At 73.1% G+C, this 19,970-nt stretch carries 13 protein-coding genes; 5 read left to right on the forward strand and 8 right to left on the reverse strand.

Going from position 1 to position 19,970, the window contains the following annotated elements; translation table 11 throughout:
* Positions 1–404: 404 nt before the first annotated feature.
* The 3 genes from IE271_RS19730 to IE271_RS19740 form a co-directional block, all read right to left on the reverse strand.
* Complete coding sequence (locus tag IE271_RS19730; RefSeq protein WP_190191678.1) at positions 405–1,265, reverse strand: hypothetical protein; 861 nt, start codon at positions 1,263–1,265, stop codon at positions 405–407.
* 185 nt (positions 1,266–1,450) lie between these two features.
* Complete coding sequence (locus IE271_RS19735) at positions 1,451–2,566, reverse strand: metallophosphoesterase (protein WP_268256208.1); 1,116 nt, start codon at positions 2,564–2,566, stop codon at positions 1,451–1,453.
* Between the two features lie 198 nt (positions 2,567–2,764).
* Positions 2,765–3,877, reverse strand: coding sequence for a LacI family DNA-binding transcriptional regulator (locus IE271_RS19740; RefSeq protein WP_190191680.1), 1,113 nt, complete (start codon positions 3,875–3,877; stop codon positions 2,765–2,767).
* Between the two features lie 391 nt (positions 3,878–4,268).
* Between IE271_RS19740 and hisC the strand changes: the two genes are divergently transcribed.
* From hisC to IE271_RS19765, 5 genes are all read left to right on the forward strand, one after another.
* Positions 4,269–5,351 (forward strand): histidinol-phosphate transaminase, encoded by a 1,083-nt coding sequence (gene hisC, locus IE271_RS19745; protein WP_190191681.1) that lies wholly within the window; start codon positions 4,269–4,271, stop codon positions 5,349–5,351.
* Between the two features lie 414 nt (positions 5,352–5,765).
* Positions 5,766–7,271, forward strand: a complete 1,506-nt coding sequence (locus tag IE271_RS19750) for a cytochrome ubiquinol oxidase subunit I (RefSeq protein ID WP_190191741.1) — start codon at positions 5,766–5,768, stop codon at positions 7,269–7,271.
* Between the two features lie 18 nt (positions 7,272–7,289).
* Positions 7,290–8,294: a cytochrome d ubiquinol oxidase subunit II gene (gene cydB / locus IE271_RS19755; RefSeq protein ID WP_190191682.1), complete on the forward strand. Its 1,005-nt coding sequence runs from the start codon at positions 7,290–7,292 to the stop codon at positions 8,292–8,294.
* A 66-nt stretch (positions 8,295–8,360) separates the two neighbouring features.
* A complete protein-coding gene (cydD, locus tag IE271_RS19760; RefSeq protein ID WP_190191683.1) occupies positions 8,361–11,939 on the forward strand; it encodes a thiol reductant ABC exporter subunit CydD in 3,579 nt (1,192 codons plus the stop codon).
* A 477-nt stretch (positions 11,940–12,416) separates the two neighbouring features.
* Positions 12,417–14,021 (forward strand): GAF domain-containing sensor histidine kinase, encoded by a 1,605-nt coding sequence (locus tag IE271_RS19765; RefSeq protein ID WP_190191684.1) that lies wholly within the window; start codon positions 12,417–12,419, stop codon positions 14,019–14,021.
* A gap of 132 nt (positions 14,022–14,153) precedes the next feature.
* On the opposite strand, the gene IE271_RS19770 is transcribed toward IE271_RS19765, so the two are convergent.
* The 5 genes from IE271_RS19770 to IE271_RS19790 all read right to left on the reverse strand — a co-directional run bounded on the left by IE271_RS19770 (position 14,154) and on the right by IE271_RS19790 (position 19,766).
* Positions 14,154–15,023 carry an HAD hydrolase family protein gene (locus IE271_RS19770; RefSeq protein ID WP_190191685.1) on the reverse strand — a complete coding sequence of 290 codons (870 nt, stop codon included), beginning with the start codon at positions 15,021–15,023 and terminating at the stop codon, positions 14,154–14,156.
* Positions 15,024–15,218: 195 nt separating this feature from the next.
* Positions 15,219–16,130 (reverse strand): LLM class flavin-dependent oxidoreductase, encoded by a 912-nt coding sequence (locus IE271_RS19775; protein WP_190191686.1) that lies wholly within the window; start codon positions 16,128–16,130, stop codon positions 15,219–15,221.
* 219 nt (positions 16,131–16,349) lie between these two features.
* Positions 16,350–16,796, reverse strand: a complete 447-nt coding sequence (locus IE271_RS19780) for a hypothetical protein (RefSeq protein WP_229919441.1) — start codon at positions 16,794–16,796, stop codon at positions 16,350–16,352.
* 229 nt (positions 16,797–17,025) lie between these two features.
* Positions 17,026–17,580 (reverse strand): RNA 2'-phosphotransferase, encoded by a 555-nt coding sequence (locus IE271_RS19785; protein WP_190191687.1) that lies wholly within the window; start codon positions 17,578–17,580, stop codon positions 17,026–17,028.
* Between the two features lie 248 nt (positions 17,581–17,828).
* On the reverse strand, positions 17,829–19,766 hold the full coding sequence (locus tag IE271_RS19790) for an SDR family oxidoreductase (protein WP_190191688.1): 1,938 nt from the start codon (positions 19,764–19,766) through the stop codon (positions 17,829–17,831).
* Positions 19,767–19,970: the final 204 nt, after the last annotated feature.

Here is a 19,970-nt window from a genome sequence, read left to right on the forward strand (position 1 = left end):
TCCGTGGGCTCCGGTCCGGGCCTCGCCCGCCGGACCGGAACCCGCGCCGCGGTCAGGCCGGAACGTCCTGCGGGTACCAGCGCAGTTCCACGGTGTTGCCGTCCGGGTCCCGGACGCAGACCGAGGTAACGCGGACCGGTCCGGCTGGAGGGGAACACCACGGAGAGCGTCCGTGCGTTCGTACGGGCCGCGGCGGACATCGCCGGGGAGCCCGTCGTATGAGCGCACGCCGGGCCCTTCGGCGACGTGCCGGTACGACGCCGCCACTGACCGCCGCGAAGGTTCCGGCCCGCGCTCCGAGGAGTACGGGCCGGGCCGGGGTGGCCGGCCGTGCGTCCGGGTGGGTGGGTCGCGCCGGCCGGTGCGCGCCGGTCGGCGGCGACCCGAAGGCCTGCCCGAGGGCGTCACTCGGGCTTGTGCTCCGGCCCCCCGAAGTCCGGGCTGGAGAAGTCCGGACTCGAGAAGCTGGGGCGGGGTCCCGCCGCGGGACCGCCGTCGGGGCTGCTGAAGCCCGGGCGGTGGTAGCCGAGGTGAGGCATGCGCCCGGACGGTCCGGACGAGGGTGCGCGGTGGAGCGCCGCCGTGCCCGGGTCCGCGAGGGCGTCGCGCAGGAACGGCACGATGCCGTGCTCCAGCAGTGCCTCGTGCCAGGCATGCCTGGCACGGGCCACCTTCTCGTCCAGTTCGCCGTACTCACCGGCCCGTTGCGCGCTCGCGCTGTTGCGCAGGGCGGTGAGCAGCAGGCCCACCGCGGCGACGAGGACGGCGACCGCGGCGACGGCGCCGAAGACCCATCCGGTCTTCAGGAGGGTCTGTGCGAACGCCTGCCCGGGATCGAGCATCCGCAGGACGTATCCGACGAGCAGGAATATCGCCGCGGCCGTCCCGGCCAGGACGGGGGCGAGCACCGCGACGACGGCGACGACGCCCGCGCCGGTGGTCTCGGCGACCTCGCCCATGGTGGCGGCGATCCCCACCGTGTCCGTGCCGGACTCCGGCGGGTCCGTCCGCTCACGGGCGGGCGGCGCCGGGTGGCGCAGTTCCTCGCGGGCCTTCACGTACTGCTGGTACTCGGTCGCCGCGGCCGCCGTGATGAGGGCGGTGGCGTTGAGCGCCATGGTCCGCAGCTGTTCGGGGTTGAGCCGCTGGCCGACAGCGGCGAGTTCCGGTCGGTGTGGTGCGGAGCGCAGCGCCTCATCGAGGACCCGCTCGTACTCCTGGCGGTCCTCGCTCAGCAGGTGCTGCGGAACGCTGTTCATGTGCATCCCCCGATGCTCCGTAGGGCTTGTGGCTCGGCATGCTGACGAGCCGTCGGGCAGAAACGGAGGGGAGCCTGCTACGGATAGTCCGATGGTAGAGCCGCGACGGCCGGGGGTGACAGGGGGTTTCCGGAAATTGACCCCGGACCGGCGCGTGCGCCGGCCCGGGCGTCGCCTGCCCGCGAGGGGGTTCAGCCGGTCACGGGAAGCTGCTGGACCAGCAGCTTCCCGGCCATGGTCACGCCGCCGTCCATGGCGATCGCGAGCCCGTCCGCGTAGATGTGCGGTCCCTCGACCACGGGGCGGGCGGCTTCCTCGCCGTCCTCCGAGCCGACCTCCCCCAGGAGGTACGGGATGGGGCTGTGGCCGTGCACGATGCGCGAGCCGCCGTAGGTGCCGAGCAGGGACCGGACCGCCTCGGCGCCCCCGTCGTCGCGGAACGCGAAGCGCTTGGTGAACTTGCGGAACAGGTCCCAGCACTCGTCCGCGTCGTTGCGCGTGAGGGTCTCGCGGACGGTGTCGTTGACCGCCTCGATGGAGTCGCCGTAGTCGAGGTAGGCGGTGGTGTCGGAGTGCACCAGGAGGTGGCCGTCGACCTCCTCCATGGCGTCGAGGCGGGCCATCCACTGCAGGTGGTGGTCCTGGAGGCGGTCCATGTCGGTCTTCTGGCCGCCGTTGAGCAGCCAGGCGGCCTGGAAGGTGGCGGTGCCCGCGCCGGAGTTGACCGGGGTGTCGCCGAACCGCTTGGCGCCGAGCAGCAGCAGTTCGTGGTTGCCCATGAGGGCCTTGCAGTAGCCGCCGGCGGCCGCGGCCTCGGCGGACAGCCGCATCACGAGGTCGATCACGCCGATGCCGTCGGGCCCGCGGTCGGTGAAGTCCCCGAGGAACCACAGCCGCGCGGTGCCCGCGCACCAGTGGCCGTCGAGGTCGACCAGGCCCTTCTCGCGCAGCGCCGCGAGCAGCTCGTCGAGGTACCCGTGCACGTCGCCGACGACGAACAGGGCGCCGGGCCCCTCGGCCGGCTGCGCCGCCGGCACGGCCTCGGGGTCGACGGGCAGCTGCAGCGTGTCCCCCCGGTTGATGACCGGCAGGTCGCGCTGGGTCGGCGTGTAGCCCTCGGGGTCCTCGGGCGCCGGGTCCTCGGCCGGGGGCGTCGGACCGGCGTACGGCGGCGGAGGCGCGGGCGGCGTGCTCTGCGCGTACGGACCGGCCTCGTGGACGTACGCCGGTACGCGGAAGTCGCGCACCGTCGGCGTCCGCACCTCGGGTCCCTGACCGGCCCCCTGAGTCATCGACCCCTCCACCACCATCGCGCCGCATCTGCACCGCTTCGGACTGCCTGGTCGCAGCGGTCCGCGGTGTCGTCCGCCCATCATAGGAATGCGGATCGCGCCATGTGATGACCCAGGGGTGGTGAATCACAGTGTGACCGTTGTTCACCGCGCTTTTCTCCCGAATTGGGCGGCGGTTCCCCCGGGCGCCCACCGAGGTCCGGATCGCCGCGGCTATCCCTGTTCGGGTGACCGGGGCGGGCTGACCGTCGTCCGGGGCGGACGTCGCTCGGACGAGGTGCGCACGATCAGCTCCGTCGGTATCACCTGCTCGACGGGCTGCTCGGACTCCAGGCCCTCGATCGCGTCGATGAGGAGCTGCACCACGGCCGTGCCGATCCGGCGGGGCTTGAGGGACAGCGTCGTGATGGGCGGTTCGGTGCTGGCGTAGACGGTGGACTCGCTACAGCAGACGAGGAGCAGGTCGTCCGGGACGCGCAGCCCGTAGCGGCGGGCGGCGGCGAGCAGGTCGGTGCCGTTGGGGTCGAAGAGGCCGTAGACGGCGTCGGGGCGGTCGGGCCGGGCGAGCAGCCGGTCGGCGGCGACGGCTCCGGCGCAGGGGTCGTGCGCGGGGTATGCCTCGTAGACCGGGGTCTGCCCCACCCGCTCGCACCAGCGCAGGTACGCGGTCGTGGACAGATGCGTGTACGTGTCCGTGGTCGTGCCCGTGAGCAGGCCGATGCGGCGGGCCCCGGCGTCGGCCAGATGGTCGAGGATGTTCAGGACCGCCGCCTCGTGGTCGTTGTCGACCCAGGCGGTGACCGGCAGCGCGCCGGCCGGGCGGCCGTCGGAGACCACGGGGAGGCCCTGCCGGACCAGCTCGCTGACCACGGGGTCCTGGTCGGAGGGGTCGATGACGACGGTCCCGTCCAGCGCCACGTTCGACCACACGTCGTGGCGCGAGGTGGCGGGGAGGATGACCAGCGCGTAGCCCCGGGCGAGGGCGGCGGAGGTGGCGGCTCTCGCCATCTCCGCGAAGTACGCGAACTCCGTGAAGGTGAAAGGTTCATCCCCGTACGTCGTGACGGTGAGGCCGATGAGGCCCGACTTGCCGGTACGGAGGGTTCTGGCCGCCGCGGACGGGCGGTAGCCCAGTCTGTCGGCGACTTCGCGGACATGGCGTCGGGTGGCGTCCGGGAGCCGGCCCTTGCCGTTGAGGGCGTCGGAGACGGTCGTGATGGACACTCCGGCGGCGGCGGCCACGTCTCTGATGCCGGCCCGGCCCGGCCGGCTGCCTCGGCGGGAGGTGTCTGCCCGGCTCACCTGGTGCTTCCCTGCTGCTGTCATGGCGAGCCGATAGTAGGGCTCATGAGGTGGGGTAGTGCGGACGCATATGCACCCGTTGACAGGCACGTTTCTGCATGGTCATCAGGTGGTAACTACCTTAGAAAGCATGGTAGTTGACCGTTTCAATGGCTGTACGTGACGCGCTGACGCGCATAGGCCTGCCAAGCGAGCCATGTCTCGAAGAGGTCTCAACTCACCTGCACGAGGGATGCGCGCCACGGCGTGAGCTACCGGCGCGGGCACAAGCGGATGGAGCGCCCCCTATTTCGTACGCCTTCGTACCGTGATGCACGGGTGATCGGAACGGGTACCCGCCGAGCCGTACGCACCCACTGCGAATCCTCTTAAGGTGAGCAGTAATGGAAGCCGGTGGACCACGAGGAGGACTGCGGTGAGCGAGACGAACCCCAAGCTGCGCGCCGAGCTGGAGGGTATCCCCACCTACAAGCCGGGCAGGCCCGCCTCCTCGGCCGACGGCGCCGTGGCCTACAAGCTGTCCTCCAACGAGAACCCCTACCCGCCGCTGCCGGGCGTGCTGGAGAGCGTGACCGCGGCCGCGGAGGCCTTCAACCGGTACCCGGACCTGGCGTGCACCGCGCTGGTGGACGAGCTGGCGGAGCGCTTCGGTGTGCCGCACGCCCACGTGGCCACCGGTACGGGCTCCGTCGGCGTCGCCCAGCAGCTGGTCCAGTCGACGGCGGGACCCGGCGACGAGGTGATCTACGCCTGGCGGTCCTTCGAGGCGTACCCGATCATCACGCAGATCAGTGGCGCGACCTCCGTGCAGGTGCCGCTGACCCCCGGCGACGTGCACGACCTGGACGCGATGGCGGACGCGATCACCGACCGGACCCGGCTGGTCTTCGTCTGCAACCCCAACAACCCGACCGGCACCGTGGTGCGCCGTGCCGAGCTGGAACGGTTCCTGGACCGGGTGCCCAAGGACGTGCTCGTCGTCCTCGACGAGGCGTACCACGAGTTCATCCGCGACCCCGAGGTGCCGGACGGCGTCGAGCTGTACCGGGAGCGGCCCAACGTGTGCGTGCTGCGCACCTTCTCCAAGGCCTACGGGCTGGCCGGGCTGCGGGTCGGATTCGCGATCGCCCACGAGCCGGTGGCGGCGGCGCTGCGCAAGACGGCGGTGCCGTTCGGGGTGAGCCACATCGCGCAGGAGGCGGCGATCGCCTCGCTGCGGGCCGAGGACGAGCTGTTCGGCCGGGTCGGCTCGCTGGTGTGCGAGCGCACCCGGGTGGTCGACGCGCTGCGCGAGCAGGAGTGGACGGTGCCGGAGACGCAGGCGAACTTCGTCTGGCTGCGGCTGGGCGAGCGCACGCTCGACTTCGCCGCCGCGTGCGAGTCGGCCGGCGTGGTCGTAAGGCCCTTCGCCGGGGAGGGTGTGCGGGTCACCGTCGGCGAGACCGAGGCGAACGACATCTTCCTGCGGACGGCGGAGCTGTTCCGCAAGGAGCTGTAGCGGTACGGGGCGCCGAGGGCGCCGAGTGAAGAGGCCGACGGTGCGGGGCACCGCCGGCCTCCGTCGTTCCCGGGGGAGCGGTCGTAGGGGAGGCGGCGTGCACCGGGTGCGCATCGTGATCCGGACGTGACGAACGCCACGTGACCGCATCTCGTCCCAAGGAGACCACGCGCCCCTCCCCTCACTCGGGCCGGAGCCTCCTGGACCCCATTTGACGTGGGCTTTCGTTGATGCGGAGGACGTTCCGGGGCGGCGTACCCCCGCCTTTCCGCAGTCGAACGGTTATGCGCCATAATTGCTTGTGAATGTGAACGCGTTCACAAGCGCGTCCCGGTTGGTCCTGTGACGGGTGCCACAAAAGGGGCGGATCGCCGACGGTGATCGCTACGTAAGGAGACAGAGGGCGTGGACACCATGGACCTCGCTCTCGCGCCGGAGACCCTGGCGCGATGGCAGTTCGGCATCACCACCGTCTACCACTTTCTCTTCGTCCCCCTGACGATCTCGCTCGCCGCGCTGACGGCCGGGCTGGAGACCGCCTGGGTGCGCACGGAGAAGGAGAAGTACCTCAGGGCGACGAAGTTCTGGGGGAAGCTCTTCCTGATCAACATCGCGATGGGCGTCGTCACCGGCATCGTGCAGGAGTTCCAGTTCGGCATGAACTGGTCCGACTACTCGCGGTTCGTCGGCGACGTCTTCGGCGCGCCCCTCGCCTTCGAGGCGCTGATCGCCTTCTTCTTCGAGTCCACCTTCATCGGCCTGTGGATCTTCGGCTGGGACAAGCTGCCGAAGAAGATCCACCTGGCCTGCATCTGGATGGTCTCCATAGGCACGCTGCTGTCGGCGTACTTCATCCTCGCGGCCAACTCCTGGATGCAGCACCCCGTCGGCTACCGGATCAACGAGGAGAGGGGCCGCGCCGAGCTCACCGACTTCTGGCAGGTCCTCACCCAGAACACCGCGCTCAACCAGGTCTTCCACAGCTTCTCGGCGGCCTTCCTGACGGGCGGCGCCTTCATGGTGGGCATCGCCGCCTTCCACCTGATGCGCAAGAGGCACGTCCCGGTGATGCGGACCTCGCTCCGGCTCGGCCTGGTCACCCTGGCCGTCGGCGGCCTGCTCACCGCGATCAGCGGCGACACCCTCGGCAAGGTCATGTACGAGCAGCAGCCGATGAAGATGGCCGCCGCCGAGGCGCTGTGGGACGGCGAGGAGCCGGCGCCCTTCTCCGTCTTCGCCTACGGCGACGTCGACGAGGGGCACAACAAGGTCGCCCTGGAGATCCCCGGACTGCTCTCCTTCCTCGCCCACAGCGACTTCGACTCCTACGTGCCCGGTATCAACGACACCAACAAGGCCGAGCAGGAGAAGTTCGGCCCGGGCGACTACAAGCCCATCGTCCCGGTCGCCTACTGGGGCTTCCGCTGGATGATCGGCTTCGGCATGGCGTCCTTCTCGCTCGGCCTGCTGGGACTGTGGCTGACCAGGAAGAGGTTCCTGCTGCCCGCCGCCCTGCGGACCGGTGAGGACGAGGTGCCGCACCTGGTGCTGCTGAAGAAGCCGCTCGGGCCGAAGCCCGGCCGGATCTACTGGCTGCTGTCCGTCTGGACGATGGCGTTCCCGCTGATCGCCAACTCCTGGGGCTGGATCTTCACCGAGATGGGCCGCCAGCCGTGGGTCGTCTACGGCCTGTTCCAGACCCGGGACGCGGTCTCCCCCGGCGTCTCCCAGGCGGAGGTCGTCATCTCGATGACCGCCTTCACACTGCTCTACGCGGTCCTGGCCGTCATCGAGGTCAAGCTGCTCGTCAAGTACGTGAAGGCCGGACCGCCCGAGCTCACGGAGGCCGACCTCAACCCGCCCACCAAGATCGGCGGCGACCTGCGGGACGCCGACAAGCCGATGGCCTTCTCCTACTGAGGCCGGGGAGCCCAAGTCATGGAACTTCACGACGTCTGGTTCGTCCTCATCGCCGTCCTGTGGACCGGCTACTTCTTCCTGGAGGGCTTCGACTTCGGGGTCGGCGTCCTCACCAGGCTGCTCGCCCGGAACCGCCCCGAGAAGCGGGTCCTCATCAACACCATCGGACCCGTCTGGGACGGCAACGAGGTGTGGCTGCTCACGGCGGGCGGCGCGACCTTCGCCGCCTTCCCCGAGTGGTACGCCACGCTGTTCTCCGGCTTCTACCTGCCGCTGCTGGCCATCCTGGTCTGCCTGATCGTGCGCGGGGTCGCCTTCGAGTACCGGGTGAAGCGGCCCGAGGAGAAGTGGCAGCGCAACTGGGAGACGGCGATCTTCTGGACCTCACTGGTCCCCGCGTTCCTGTGGGGTGTGGCCTTCGGCAACATCGTGCGGGGCGTGAAGATCGACCAGGACCTGGAGTACGTGGGCGGCCTCGGTGACCTGCTCAACCCCTACGCGCTGCTCGGCGGGCTGGTGACGCTGACGCTGTTCACCTTCCACGGGACCGTGTTCGTGGCGCTGAAGACCGTAGGCGACATCCGGGAGCGGGCGCGCCGGCTGGCGCTCCGCCTCGGAGCGGTGACGGCCGTGCTGGCGCTGGGCTTCCTGCTGTGGACCCAGGCCGACAAGGGCGACGGTGCGAGCCTGGTCGCGCTGGTGGTGGCGGTGGCCGCCCTGGTCGCGTCCCTCGGCGCCAACCAGCGGGGACGCGAGGGCTGGGCGTTCGCCCTGTCCGGTCTCACCATCGTCGCGGCCGTCGCCATGCTCTTCCTGACGCTCTTCCCGAACGTCATGCCGTCGTCGCTGAACGCGGACTGGAGCCTGACCGTCACCAACGCCTCCTCCAGCCCGTACACGCTGAAGATCATGACCTGGTGCGCGGGAATCGCGACGCCTCTCGTGCTGCTCTACCAATCGTGGACCTATTGGGTCTTTCGTAAGCGGATCGGTACACAGCACCTCGCCGACGCCGCGCACTGAGTTCCATCCGGCCGAGGGCATGTTTCACGTGAAACATGCCCGGCCCGATCCAAGGGTGTGTTTCACGTGAAACCGATCGATCCGCGCCTGCTCCGTCACGCCCGGGCCACTCGCGTCTTCCTGTTCGCGGTCGTCGCGCTCGGGGCGGCCGGTGCGGCGCTGGTCGTGGCCCAGGCCATGCTCATCGCCGAAGTGGTCGTCGGAGCCTTCCAGTACGGGTTCACCGCCGGTGACCTCGGCACGCCGCTGGTCCTGCTCGCGCTCGTCGCGGTGGGGCGGAGCGCGGTCTCCTGGCTGACCGAGCTGGCGGCGCACCGGGCGAGCGCGGCGGTGAAGTCGGAGCTGCGCGGCAGGCTGCTGGAGCGGGCCGGCCGACTCGGTCCCGAGCGGCTCGGCGAGCAGACCACGGGCTCCCTCGTGGCCCTGGCCACCCGGGGCGTGGACGCGCTCGACGACTACTTCTCGCGCTATCTCCCCCAGCTGGGACTGGCCGTGGTCGTCCCGGTCGCGGTGCTGGCGCGCATCGTCACCGAGGACTGGGTGTCGGCGGCGATCATCGTCTGCACGCTGCCGCTGATCCCGGTCTTCATGATGCTCATCGGCTGGGCGACGCAGTCCCGGATGGACAAGCAGTGGAAGCTGCTGTCCCGGCTCTCGGGCCACTTCCTCGACGTCGTCGCCGGACTGCCCACGCTCAAGGTCTTCGGTCGCGCCAAGGCGCAGGCCGAGTCGATCCGGCGGATCACCGGCGAGTACCGGCAGGCGACCCTGCGCACCCTGCGGATCGCCTTCCTGTCGTCCTTCGCCCTCGAACTCCTCGCCACCCTGTCGGTCGCCCTGGTCGCGGTGACCATCGGCATGCGGCTGGTCCACGGGGACATGGCGCTCTACGACGGCCTGGTCATCCTGATCCTGGCACCCGAGGCGTATCTGCCGCTGCGGCAGGTCGGGACGCAGTACCACGCGGCGGCGGAGGGGCTGTCCGCCGCCGAGGAGATCTTCCAGGTGCTGGAGACGCCGGTGCCGGAGACCGGCACCCGGCCCGTGCCCGCGGGCGGCTTCGCCTTCGAGGGTGTGACGGTCCGCCACCCCGGACGGTCGTCCGACGCCGTGAGCGACGTGTCCTTCGCGGTGGAGCCCGGTGAGACGGTGGCCCTCGTGGGACCCAGCGGAGCGGGCAAGTCGACTCTGCTCGGCGTTCTGCTCGGCTTCACCGCGCCCACGGCCGGGCGCGTACGCGTCGGGGGAGTCGACCTCGCCGAGGCGGACCTGGAGCAGTGGCGTGCGCGCGTCGCCTGGGTCCCGCAGCGGCCCCACCTGTACGCGGGCTCCATCGCGGAGAACGTACGGCTGGCGCGTCCCGGCGCGGACGACGCGGCGGTGCGGCGGGCGCTCGCCGACGCCGGTGCCCTGGAGTTCGTGGACGCGCTGCCCGAGGGGGCGCGGACCGTGCTGGGCGAGGACGGGGCCGGACTGTCCGCGGGGCAGCGGCAGCGCCTGGCGCTCGCCCGCGCGTTCCTCGCCGACCGGCCGGTCCTGCTGCTCGACGAGCCGACCGCCGCGCTGGACGGGCGGACCGAGGCCGACATCGTGGCGGCGGTGCGCCGGCTCGCGGTGGGGCGGACGGTCCTGCTCGTCGTGCACCGGCCGGCGCTGCTGGAGGCGGCCGACCGGGTCGTACGGCTGGAGGGGACGGAGACCGCGCCGCTCGCCTCCCTCACCCCGGCCGCTTCCGCGGTCCGGGCGTCCTCCAAGGTGCCCGCGCCTTCCCCGGTACCGGCCGCTGAACGGACGCACTCCACCGGTACGCCGGTCGGCGCACCGGCCTGGAGCGGGACCGCGAGTCCGGTCACGGACCCGGCCGGTACGCGGGAGACCCCCGACGCGGACCGGCCCGCCGGCGTGCTCGCCCGGGTGCGGGCCATGGCGGGGGCCCGGCGCGGGCGGCTGGCGCTCGCCCTGCTGCTCGGCAGCCTGGCGCTCGGCAGCGCCGTGGGCCTCATGGCCACCTCGGGCTGGCTGATCTCGCGGGCCTCGCAGCAGCCGCCCGTGCTGTACCTGATGGTCGCCGTGACCGCGACGCGGGCGTTCGGCATCGGCCGGGCCGTCTTCCGGTACGCGGAGCGGCTGGTCTCGCACGACGCGGTGCTGCGGATGCTGGCCGACACCCGGGTGGCCGTCTACCGGCGCCTCGAACGGCTGGCGCCCGCCGGACTGCGCACCGTCCGGCGCGGCGACCTGCTCTCGCGGCTCGTCGCCGACGTCGACGCGCTCCAGGACTACTGGCTGCGCTGGCTGCTGCCCGCGGCCTCGGCGGCCGTGGTCTGCGCGGGCTCGGTCGGCTTCACGGCCTGGCTGCTGCCCGAGGCCGGCGCGATCCTCGCCGCCGGACTGCTGGCGGCCGGCGTCGGCGTGCCCCTCGTGACCGGGGCCGTCGCCCGCCGGGCCGAGCACAGGCTGGCCCCCGCGCGCGGCGTCCTCGCCACCCGCGTGGCCGACCTGCTCACGGGCACCGCCGAGCTGACGGTCGCCGGGGCGCTGCCCGCGCGGACCGGCGAGGCGCGGCGGGCCGACGCCGTGCTCACCCGGCTCACCTCGCGCACCGCCGCCGCCACCGCGCTCGGCGCCGGTCTGACCGCGCTCGTGTGCGGACTGACCGTGGCGGCCGCCGCCCTCGTCGGCGTCCAGGCGGTCGCCGACGGCCGCCTCGGCGGCGTGGCGACGGCGGTCGTGGTGCTCACGCCGCTGGCCGCGTTCGAGGCCGTGCTCGGGCTGCCGCTCGCGGTCCAGTACCGGCAGCGCGTGCGCAAGAGCGCGGAGCGTGTGTACGAGGTCCTGGACGCGCCCGAGCCGGTGCGGGAACCGGCGCGGCCGCGCACGGCGCCCACCACGCCCTTCCCGCTCGTCCTCAAGGGACTGTCCGCGCGGTACGAGGGCCAGGACCGGGACGCGCTGGCCGGACTGGACCTGACCCTGGAGCGGGGACGCAGGATCGCCGTGGTGGGACCGTCCGGCTCCGGCAAGACGACGCTCGCGCAGGCGCTGCTGCGGTTCGTGGACGCGCGGGCGGGCTCGTACACCCTGGCCGGCGTGGACGCGTACGGCCTGGCCGGGGACGACGTACGGCGCCTTGTCGGGCTGTGCGCGCAGGACGCGCACCTCTTCGACAGCACGGTGCGCGAGAACCTGTTGCTGGCCAGGAAGGACGCGACCGAGGCCGAGCTGCGCGACGCGCTCGCCCGGGCCAGGCTCCTGGAGTGGACCGAGGAGCTGCCCGAGGGGCTCGACACGCTGATCGGCGAGCACGGGGCCCGGCTGTCCGGCGGGCAGCGCCAGCGGCTCGCCCTGGCCCGCGCGCTCCTCGCCGACTTCCCCGTGCTCGTGCTCGACGAGCCCGCGGAACACCTCGACCTGCCCACGGCCGACGCGCTCACCGCCGACCTGCTCGCCGCGACGCGGGGCCGGACCACGCTGCTGATCACGCACCGGCTCGCGGGTCTGCAGGACGTGGACGAGGTGATCGTGCTCGCGCACGGCCGGGTCGCGCAGCGCGGTCCGTACGCCGAACTGGCCGCCGTGGACGGGCCGCTGCGGGAGATGGTGCGGCGGGAGCGGGCCGCGGAGCTGCCGGCGGCGGCGCGGTAGAAGCCCGCGGACGGATCCCTGCCGGCCGGCCCCTGCCGACGCGCCCGTCGGTGGCCCGTGGGCGGGGGCCCGCACCGGTGGGCGTGACGCCGACGCGTCGCACCTTCCGTAATAAAAGGGACTGATTAGTCTCTGATCATGTCCGACGAACCGGTTGCCGGTGGCCCGCCCGACCCCGCCGACCCGGCGTCCCGGCCGGAGACCGATCCCCGACCGGGGCCGGGACTCCGGTCGGAGTCCGGATCCCGGCCGGAACCGGAGCCCGGGCCGCCTCGCTCCCCGGAGGATCCGGGACCACCTCGTCCGCCGGAGGTCTCCGGGCCGTCCCATCCGTCGGAGGACTTCGATCCGTTCTGCTCGTCGGAGGACCTGGGGCCACTTCGTCCGCCGGAGGATTCCGGCCCGCCCCACGCGCCGGAGGATTCCGGTCCGTCCCGCTCGGCGGAGGATCCCGCCCGGGAGCGACTGCTGGAGGCGATGCGGTCGGTCGGCACCGGGCCGGAGCTGCGTCCGGTGCTGGACCGCATCTGCCGGACCGCGGCCGATCTGGTGGGCGCCCGGTACGCGGCCCTCGGCATCCTCGCGGACGACGGCGACGGACTGGCCGAGTTCGTGCACCACGGCGTCGACGAGGGGACCGCCCGGCGGATCGGGCGGGCGCCGGACGGACGCACCGGGCTGCTGGGGGCGCTGATCCACGACGCGGACCCGGTGCTGCTGGCGGACGTCGCCGAGGACCCGCGCTCCCGGGGCCTCCCCGAGCACCACCCGCCGATGCGCGGCTTCCTCGGTGTCCCGGTCCGCGTACGGGACGACATCTTCGGCAACCTCTACCTCGCCGGAAAGCTCGACGGCGGCCCGTTCACGGACGACGACCTCGGCCTGGTGCAGGTGCTGGCGGCCGAGGCGGGCGTCGCCGTCGGCAACGCCCGGCTGTACGAGGCCGCCCGGCGGCGCGAACGCTGGATCGACGGCTCGGTGGCCGTCACCACGGCCCTGCTCTCCGGTGACGACGTGGAGGACGCGCTGCAGGTCGTCGCGGAACAGGCGCGCCGTCTGTCCTGCTCGGCGGCCGTGGCCGTCCTGCTGCCCGCGGAGGAGGGCGGCCTGGAACTCGTCGCGGTGGCGTCCGACCAGCCCACCGGCATGCTCGGCACGGTCGTCCCGCCGGACCACCCGGTCGTGGCCGAACTCCTGGCAGGGAACGCGCTGTTCATCGACGACGCGGCCACCAGCCCGTACGCCCTCAGGGCCGCGGCCCGCGCCTTCGGGCCGGTCATGATGCTGCCGCTGCGCAGCGACGGGCGCGTCCTCGGAGCCCTCATCACGCTGCGGGACCGGGGCGCCGCCCCCTTCACCCGGGCCGAGCGCGCCCTGGCCGGGCGGTTCGCGGCCCAGGCCGCGCTCGCGCTGATGATGGCCGGGACACAGCGCGACCGGGAGCGGCTCGCGGTCTACGAGGACCGCGACCGCATCGCCCGCGACCTGCACGACCTCGTCATCCAGCGGTTGTTCGCCACCGGGATGCTGCTGGAGGGCGCGCGGCGCGGGACCGCCGTGCCGGAGGTGCGCGAGGGCATCGGGAAGGCGGTCGACGAACTCGACGTCACCATCCAGGAGATCCGCGCCGCCGTCTTCGCCCTCGGGCCCGGCCCGGCGGAGGCGCCGTCCGGGCTGCGCACGCGCGTGCTGCGGGAGATCACCACGGCGGCGGTGCCGCTGGGCTTCACCCCCTCCCACCGGTTCGTCGGCCCCGTCGACACGGCGGTCGGCGAACGCACCGGCAAGAACCTCGTCGCGGCCCTGCGCGAGGCGCTCTCCAACGCGTTCCGGCACTCCAGGGCCTCGCGGATCGACGTCCTCGTGGACGCGACCGCGGTCCTGCGGGACGGCCGGGAGGGGGTGCGGCTGACCGTCACGGACGACGGCGTCGGCATCCCCGAGGGCGGCCGCCGCAGCGGCCTGCGCAACCTGGAGCGGAGGGCGGAGTCGCTGGGCGGCAGCAGCTGGTACGCGTCGGGGACGGGCGGCGACGCCCCGGGCGCGAGGGGCACGACGGTGGTGTGGGAAGCGCCGTACTGAGGCGGACGCGCCGGAGGAAGGCGGGGGAGGGCGGCCGAGGCAGGCCAAGGGGGACCGGAGGGATCCAGGGGAGTCGGGGGGACCGGACCGGGGCGAGAGGAATCGTTTGCCCGGCCCGGTCCGCCATTCGTCTCAGAAGCCCTGCGCCAGGATCCGTTCGATCACGACCGCGACGCCGTCCTCGTTGTTGGCGACCGTGCGGCCGGAGGCGGCGGCTATCACGTCGGGGTGCGCGTTGCCCATGGCGTACGACGTGCCCGCCCAGGTCAGCATCTCGACGTCGTTCGGCATGTCGCCGAACGCGACGACCTGCTCGTGCGAGATGCCGCGCTCGGCGCAGCACAGGGCGAGCGTGCTGGCCTTGGAGACGCCGGGGCCGCTGATCTCCAGCAGCGCGCTGGGGCTGGAGCGGGTGATCATCGCCCGGTCGCCGACCGCGGTCCTCGCCAGCCGCAGGAAGGCGTCCGGACCGAGGGTGGGGTGGAAGGCCAGCACCTTGAGCACCGGCTGGCCGGCTCCCGCCGCGTCGTCGGCGAGGAGATCCTCGGCGGGCGCGACGCTCTCGCTCGGGTCGACGTGCAGCGGGGGGTACGTGGGTTCGTGGTGGAGCCCGCCGGTGCGCTCGACGGCGAACGCGGTGCCGGGCGCGGCGGCGCGCAGCAGCGTGACGACGTCGAGGGCGGTCTTCGGGAGCAACTCCCGGATCTTGACGAAGCGGTGGGCTCCGGGGCCGTCGTGCAGATCGACCACCGCCGCGCCGTTGCCGCAGATCGCCAGGCCGTGGCCGTGGACGTGGTCGCTGACGACGTCCATCCAGCGGGCGGGCCTGCCGGTGACGAAGAAGACGTCGATGCCGGCCTCCTCCGCGGCCGCCAGTGCGGCGACGGTGCGTTTGGAGACCGACTTGTCGTCGCGCAGCAGGGTGCCGTCGAGATCCGTTGCGATCAGTCGTGGCGGGAGCGGGGAGGCCGGGGTCCTGGGCCGTCGGGTCGCTGAGGTCACCGCGCCATTGTCCCGCACTCGTACGCACGTGCGTGCGGGGGCCCGCACATCTGAGTGGGCACCGCCCCCACCTGCACCGTCCTGCTCAGTGGTCCGGGTGTGGGAGCGCTCCGCCCACACGCGTACGGGTGTACGGGCATACGGGTGCGCGTGTGTACGGGCTTGCGCGTGCGGGCGACGACCGGCGGCCTGCCCTCACCCGAGCTGGGCGACCGCCTCCGTGGCGATGCGCTCGAAGACCTTCTCGTCGGCGGCGAAGTCCGAGTCGGGGATCGGCCAGTGGATCACGAGGTCGGTGAAGCCCAGCTCCCGGTGGCGGCCGGCGAAGTCGACGAACGCGTCGAGGGACTCCATCGGCCGGCCGCGGTCCGGGGTGAAGCCGGTGAGCAGGACCTTGTCGAGCCCGGCCGCGTCCCGGCCGATCGCGTCGCACGCGGCGGTGAGCCGTTCGATCTGGCCGCGCAGGGCCCGCACCGAGTCCTCGGGCGTCCCCGTCTCGAACAGCTTCGGGTCGCCCGTCGTCACCCACGCCTGCCCGTGCCGGGCGGCGAGCCGCAGCCCGCGCGGACCCGTGGCCGCCACCGCGAAGGGCAGCCGGGGCCGCTGCACGCAGCCGGGGATGTTGCGGGCCTCGTACGCCGAGTAGAACGTGCCGTCGTGGCTCACGGAGTCCTCGGTGAGCAGCCGGTCCAGCAGCGGTACGAACTCCCCGAACCGGTCGGCCCGTTCGCGCGGCGTCCAGGGCCGCTCGCCGCTGCCCAGCAGGGTCGTCGCGTCGAAGCCGGTGCCGCCGGCGCCGATGCCCAGGGTGATCCGGCCGCCGGAGATGTCGTCGAGCGAGATCAGCTCCTTGGCGAGGGTCACCGGGTGCCGGAAGTTCGGGGAGGTGACCAGGGTGCCGAGGCGCAGCCGGGTGGTGGCGCCGGCGGCCGCGGTCAGCGTCGGCACCGCGCCGAACCAGGGGCCGTCCCGGAACGTCCGCCACGACAGGTGGTCGTAGGTGAACGCCGTGTGGAACCCCAGCTCCTCCGCGCGCTGCCACGCCGCGCGCCCGCCCTCGTGCCAGCGGACGTGCGGAAGGATCACGGTGCTCAGACGCAGACTCATACGGAGGAGCCTAAATGCAGGCGACGGGTGAGGGGTGACCGGTGATCGGTCTCCGGTGCCCGCCTCGGCGGATGCCCGGTACCTGTTCCGGCGGATGCCTGGTGCCCTGACCGGCGGGTGTCCGGTGCCTGGCCCGGCGGGCGCCCGGCGCCTGTCCCGTCCCGGGTCGGTCCGGGTCGGTCCGGCCGGTCCGGTCGGGCGCGGCGCGGTCCCGGGTGCTCACCGCACGCGTGAGCTCAGCCACGGGCCGAGGCCGATGAAGGGCAGGTACTCCTTGTACGTGCGGTCGCCGGGCAGCGGGACGACCAGGCGGTAGCCCGGCGGGAACCTGCGCGCCGTGACGTGCGCGAGGCCGTCGTAGAGGGAGCGCACGAAGGCGGGGACGTCGTCGCGCGGGACGTCGTGGAAGTCGACGCCCTCGACCGTGATCAGGGCGTCGTCCTCGGGGTACAGCCGCACGGCCAGGGCCGGGGACCCGCCGAGTTCGACATAGGCCTCGTGCGGCAGCGAACCGTCGGCGTCGGTGACCACGCCCACGCCCGCGGCGGACCGGCGCGAGGTCTGGTCGGCGCCGATGTCCTCGGTGACCTCGATCTCGCGGGCGTACTCGGCGGCGAGGTCGCGCAGCGCGCGGACCGCGGCCTCGGTGGTGGGGAGGTGAGCCATGGTGTCGATGATGCCTGTTGCCGTGAGGGGTGCCGGGCCGCGGCGGGCGGGCGGACCGGCGGGAAGGCGCTCCGGGGCCGGAGCCGAGGGCGAGGGCGGGGCCGAAGGCGGAGCCGCGGTCGGGACCGAGGCCGGAGGCGGGGCCGGGACCGGAGGCGATGCCGATGCCGAGGGCGGGACCGGAGCTGGGGCCGAAGCAGGAGCCTCGGTCGGGGGCGGGCCGGGGCCGTCAGGAGAAGCGCAGGTAGGCCGGCGGGACGGTCCGGGTGAGCCAGACGCCGTTGGCGCTGACGTGGAAGACGTGGCCGTCGCGGTGCATCGCGGCCGCATCCACGGAGAGGACGACCGGGCGCCCGCGGCGCGCGCCCACGCGCGTGGCGGTCTCGCGGTCGGGCGACAGGTGCACGTCGTGCCGGTTCATGGGACGCAGGCCCTGCGCCCGGATGGCGTCCACGTTGCGGGCGACGGTCCCGTGGTACAGGTACGCGGGCGGGACGGCGGGCGGCAGCCCGAGGTCGACGTCGACGGAGTGTCCCTGGCTGGCGCGGATCCGGGTGCCCTCGACGGCGAAGCGCCGCTTGTCGTTGTGGGCGACGACGTGGTCGAGCTCGTCCCGGGTGATCGGGAAGCCGTGCGCGGCGGCTGCCGCGAGCAGCGTCGTGATCTCCACCCAGCCGCCGCCGTCGAGCGCGAGCCCGATCCGCTCCGGCTGGTGCCTCAGATGTCTCGCGAGGTACTTGGACACCTTGACGGTGCGTCTCCCGTCCCTCTCTCTTTCGTCCATCCTCCCAGGATGGCGGGGGAGACGCTGATCACGCGATTTGTTTTCCCTCCGAGGTTTGATCCACAGAGAAGCGCGTTATCCACAACCCCTGTTGGCGAATCTGTGGACAACTGCGGGCCCGTCCACGGGAATTGGCGGCCCTTTCCCCGGATTCGGCCGACTCCCGCCGTCTTCGGCCGTCTTCCGTAGCCTTCGGCCGTCTTCCGTCGTCTTTCATCGTCTTCGGCCGTCTTCCTTCTGCTTCCGGCTCACAGCGGTGGCCGTATCCGGGCGATCGCCCGCAGCGCGCCCGGTGCCAGGCGGGACAGCAGCCGGGCGGTCCGCGCCTCCGGAGTGACCGGTACGACGGCCCGGTCGCGGACGACCGCCCGCAGTACCGCGTCGGCGACCTTCTCCGGCGGATAGCCGCGCAGCCCGTACAGCCGGGCCGCCCGCCGGCGCCGGCGGGCCTCCTCCTCGGCGTCGGTGCCCGCGAAGCGCGCGGTCGCGGTGATGCCGGTGCGGACGAAGCCGGGGCAGACCGCGGAGACGCCGATGCCCCGTCCCGCGAGCTCCGCGCGCAGGCACTCGGTGAGCATCAGGACCGCCGCCTTGGAGGTGCCGTAGGCGGGCAGCGCGCGCGAGGGCTGGTACGCCGCGGCGGAGGCGACGTTGACGATGTGACCGCCCTGGCCGCGCCCGGCCATCCGCCGCCCGAAGAGCCGGCAGCCGTGGATCACGCCCCACAGATTGACGTCGAGGACCTTCCGCCAGTCCTCCGCGGTGGTGTCGAAGAACGAGCCGGCGAGCCCGATCCCGGCGTTGTTCACCAGCACGTCCACCACGCCGTACTCGGTGTGGACCTTGTCCGCGAGCTTCTCCATGGCCCGCTCGTCGGAGACGTCGCAGGTCTCCGCCCACGCCCGGGGAGCGCCGAGCAGCCGGGCCGCCCGCGCCGTCCCCTCGGCCCCCTCCGCGTCCCGGTCGACGGCGACCACCCGGGCACCGGCCCCGGCGAACGCGAGGGCCGTGGCCCGCCCGATGCCACCGCCCGCGCCCGTGACCAGGACGAGCTGCCCGCCGAACCGCTCCGCGTACGGATCCCTGGCCCGCGCGTACCGGGTCTCGGCCGTCGTGCGCGGAGCCCTGCCCGCGGCATCGGCCGCGACGGCGCCCTCCGTGCCCTCCGCACCCCCTGTGTCCTTCGCGTCCCCTGTGTCCTTCGCGCCGTCCCCGCTCCCGTCCCCGCTCCCGTCCCCGGTACGGTCGCCCGTCCCGTCCTCCGTGGCGTTCACGAACCCGTCCTCCGTGGCGTTCACGAAGTCGGTGATCCACATCGTCAGCAGGTCGGGACGGGTGCGCGGGACCCAGTGCCCGGCCGGGAGCGTACGGCGCACCAGCCGCGGGGCCCATCGCTCCAGGTCGTCGTAGAGCCGCTCGGACAGGAACGGGTCGTCCAGGGGCGTGACGAGCTGGACGGGCACGTGGGCGTACGCATCCGGGCGCGGACGGCGCAGCCGGGGCCGGACGTTGTCGCGGTACAGCCACGCGCCGTGTGCCGCGTCCCGGGGCAGCGAGCGGGCCGGACGGCCGTCCGCGGACGCGTCGGGCACCTTCTCGAGGCGGCGCAGGATCCCCGGCCACCGCCGGCCGAGCGGGCCGCGCCAGGCCAGCTCCGGCAGCACCGGGGTGTGCAGCAGGTACACGTACCAGGACTTGGCGGCCTGGCCGAGCAGCTGGCCGGCCGCGCGGGGCGTGGGCCGCCGCAGGCGCCGTCCGATCCAGTGCCCGAAGTGGTCGAGCGACGGGCCGGAGACAGACGTGAACGACGCGACGCGCCCCTCGGTGCGCGCGACGGTGACGAACTCCCAGGACTGCACCGACCCCCAGTCGTGCCCCACCAGGTGCACCGGTCGGCCGGGGCTCACCGCGTCCGCGACCGCGAGGAAGTCGTCCGTCAGCTTCTCCAGCGTGAAGCCGCCGCGCAGCGGGCGCGGCGCCGTGGACCCGCCGTGGCCCCGGACGTCGTAAAGCACGACGTGGAAGCGGTCCGCGAGCCGGGCTGCCACCTCGGACCACACCTCCTTGGAGTCCGGGTAGCCGTGCAGGAGCAGCACGGTGGGGCGCCGCGGGTCCCCCAGCTCGGCGACGCTCAGCTCGACGCCGCCCGTCCGCACCCGGCGCTCCCGCGCCCCCGTCAGACCCATACCGCTCCCTCCGCCGTGCGCCGGACCGCACCGGACGCGCCGAGCCGTGCCGGGCCCCGGCCGTCCGTCACCCTGCGCACTCGTGCTGTGACAGGCACGAATGTGGCAAGGGCCGCCGAAGGCGTCAAGCGTGGCGGGCGGGGCCTGTGGCCGGAGGCGGCGTTGTGGACAACGGCGCCACCCGGGCGCGTGAACCTCGCGGAC

Origin of the sequence: Streptomyces minutiscleroticus (genome assembly GCF_014650875.1) — a bacterium.
In the GTDB taxonomy this organism is placed as follows: domain Bacteria; phylum Actinomycetota; class Actinomycetes; order Streptomycetales; family Streptomycetaceae; genus Streptomyces; species Streptomyces minutiscleroticus.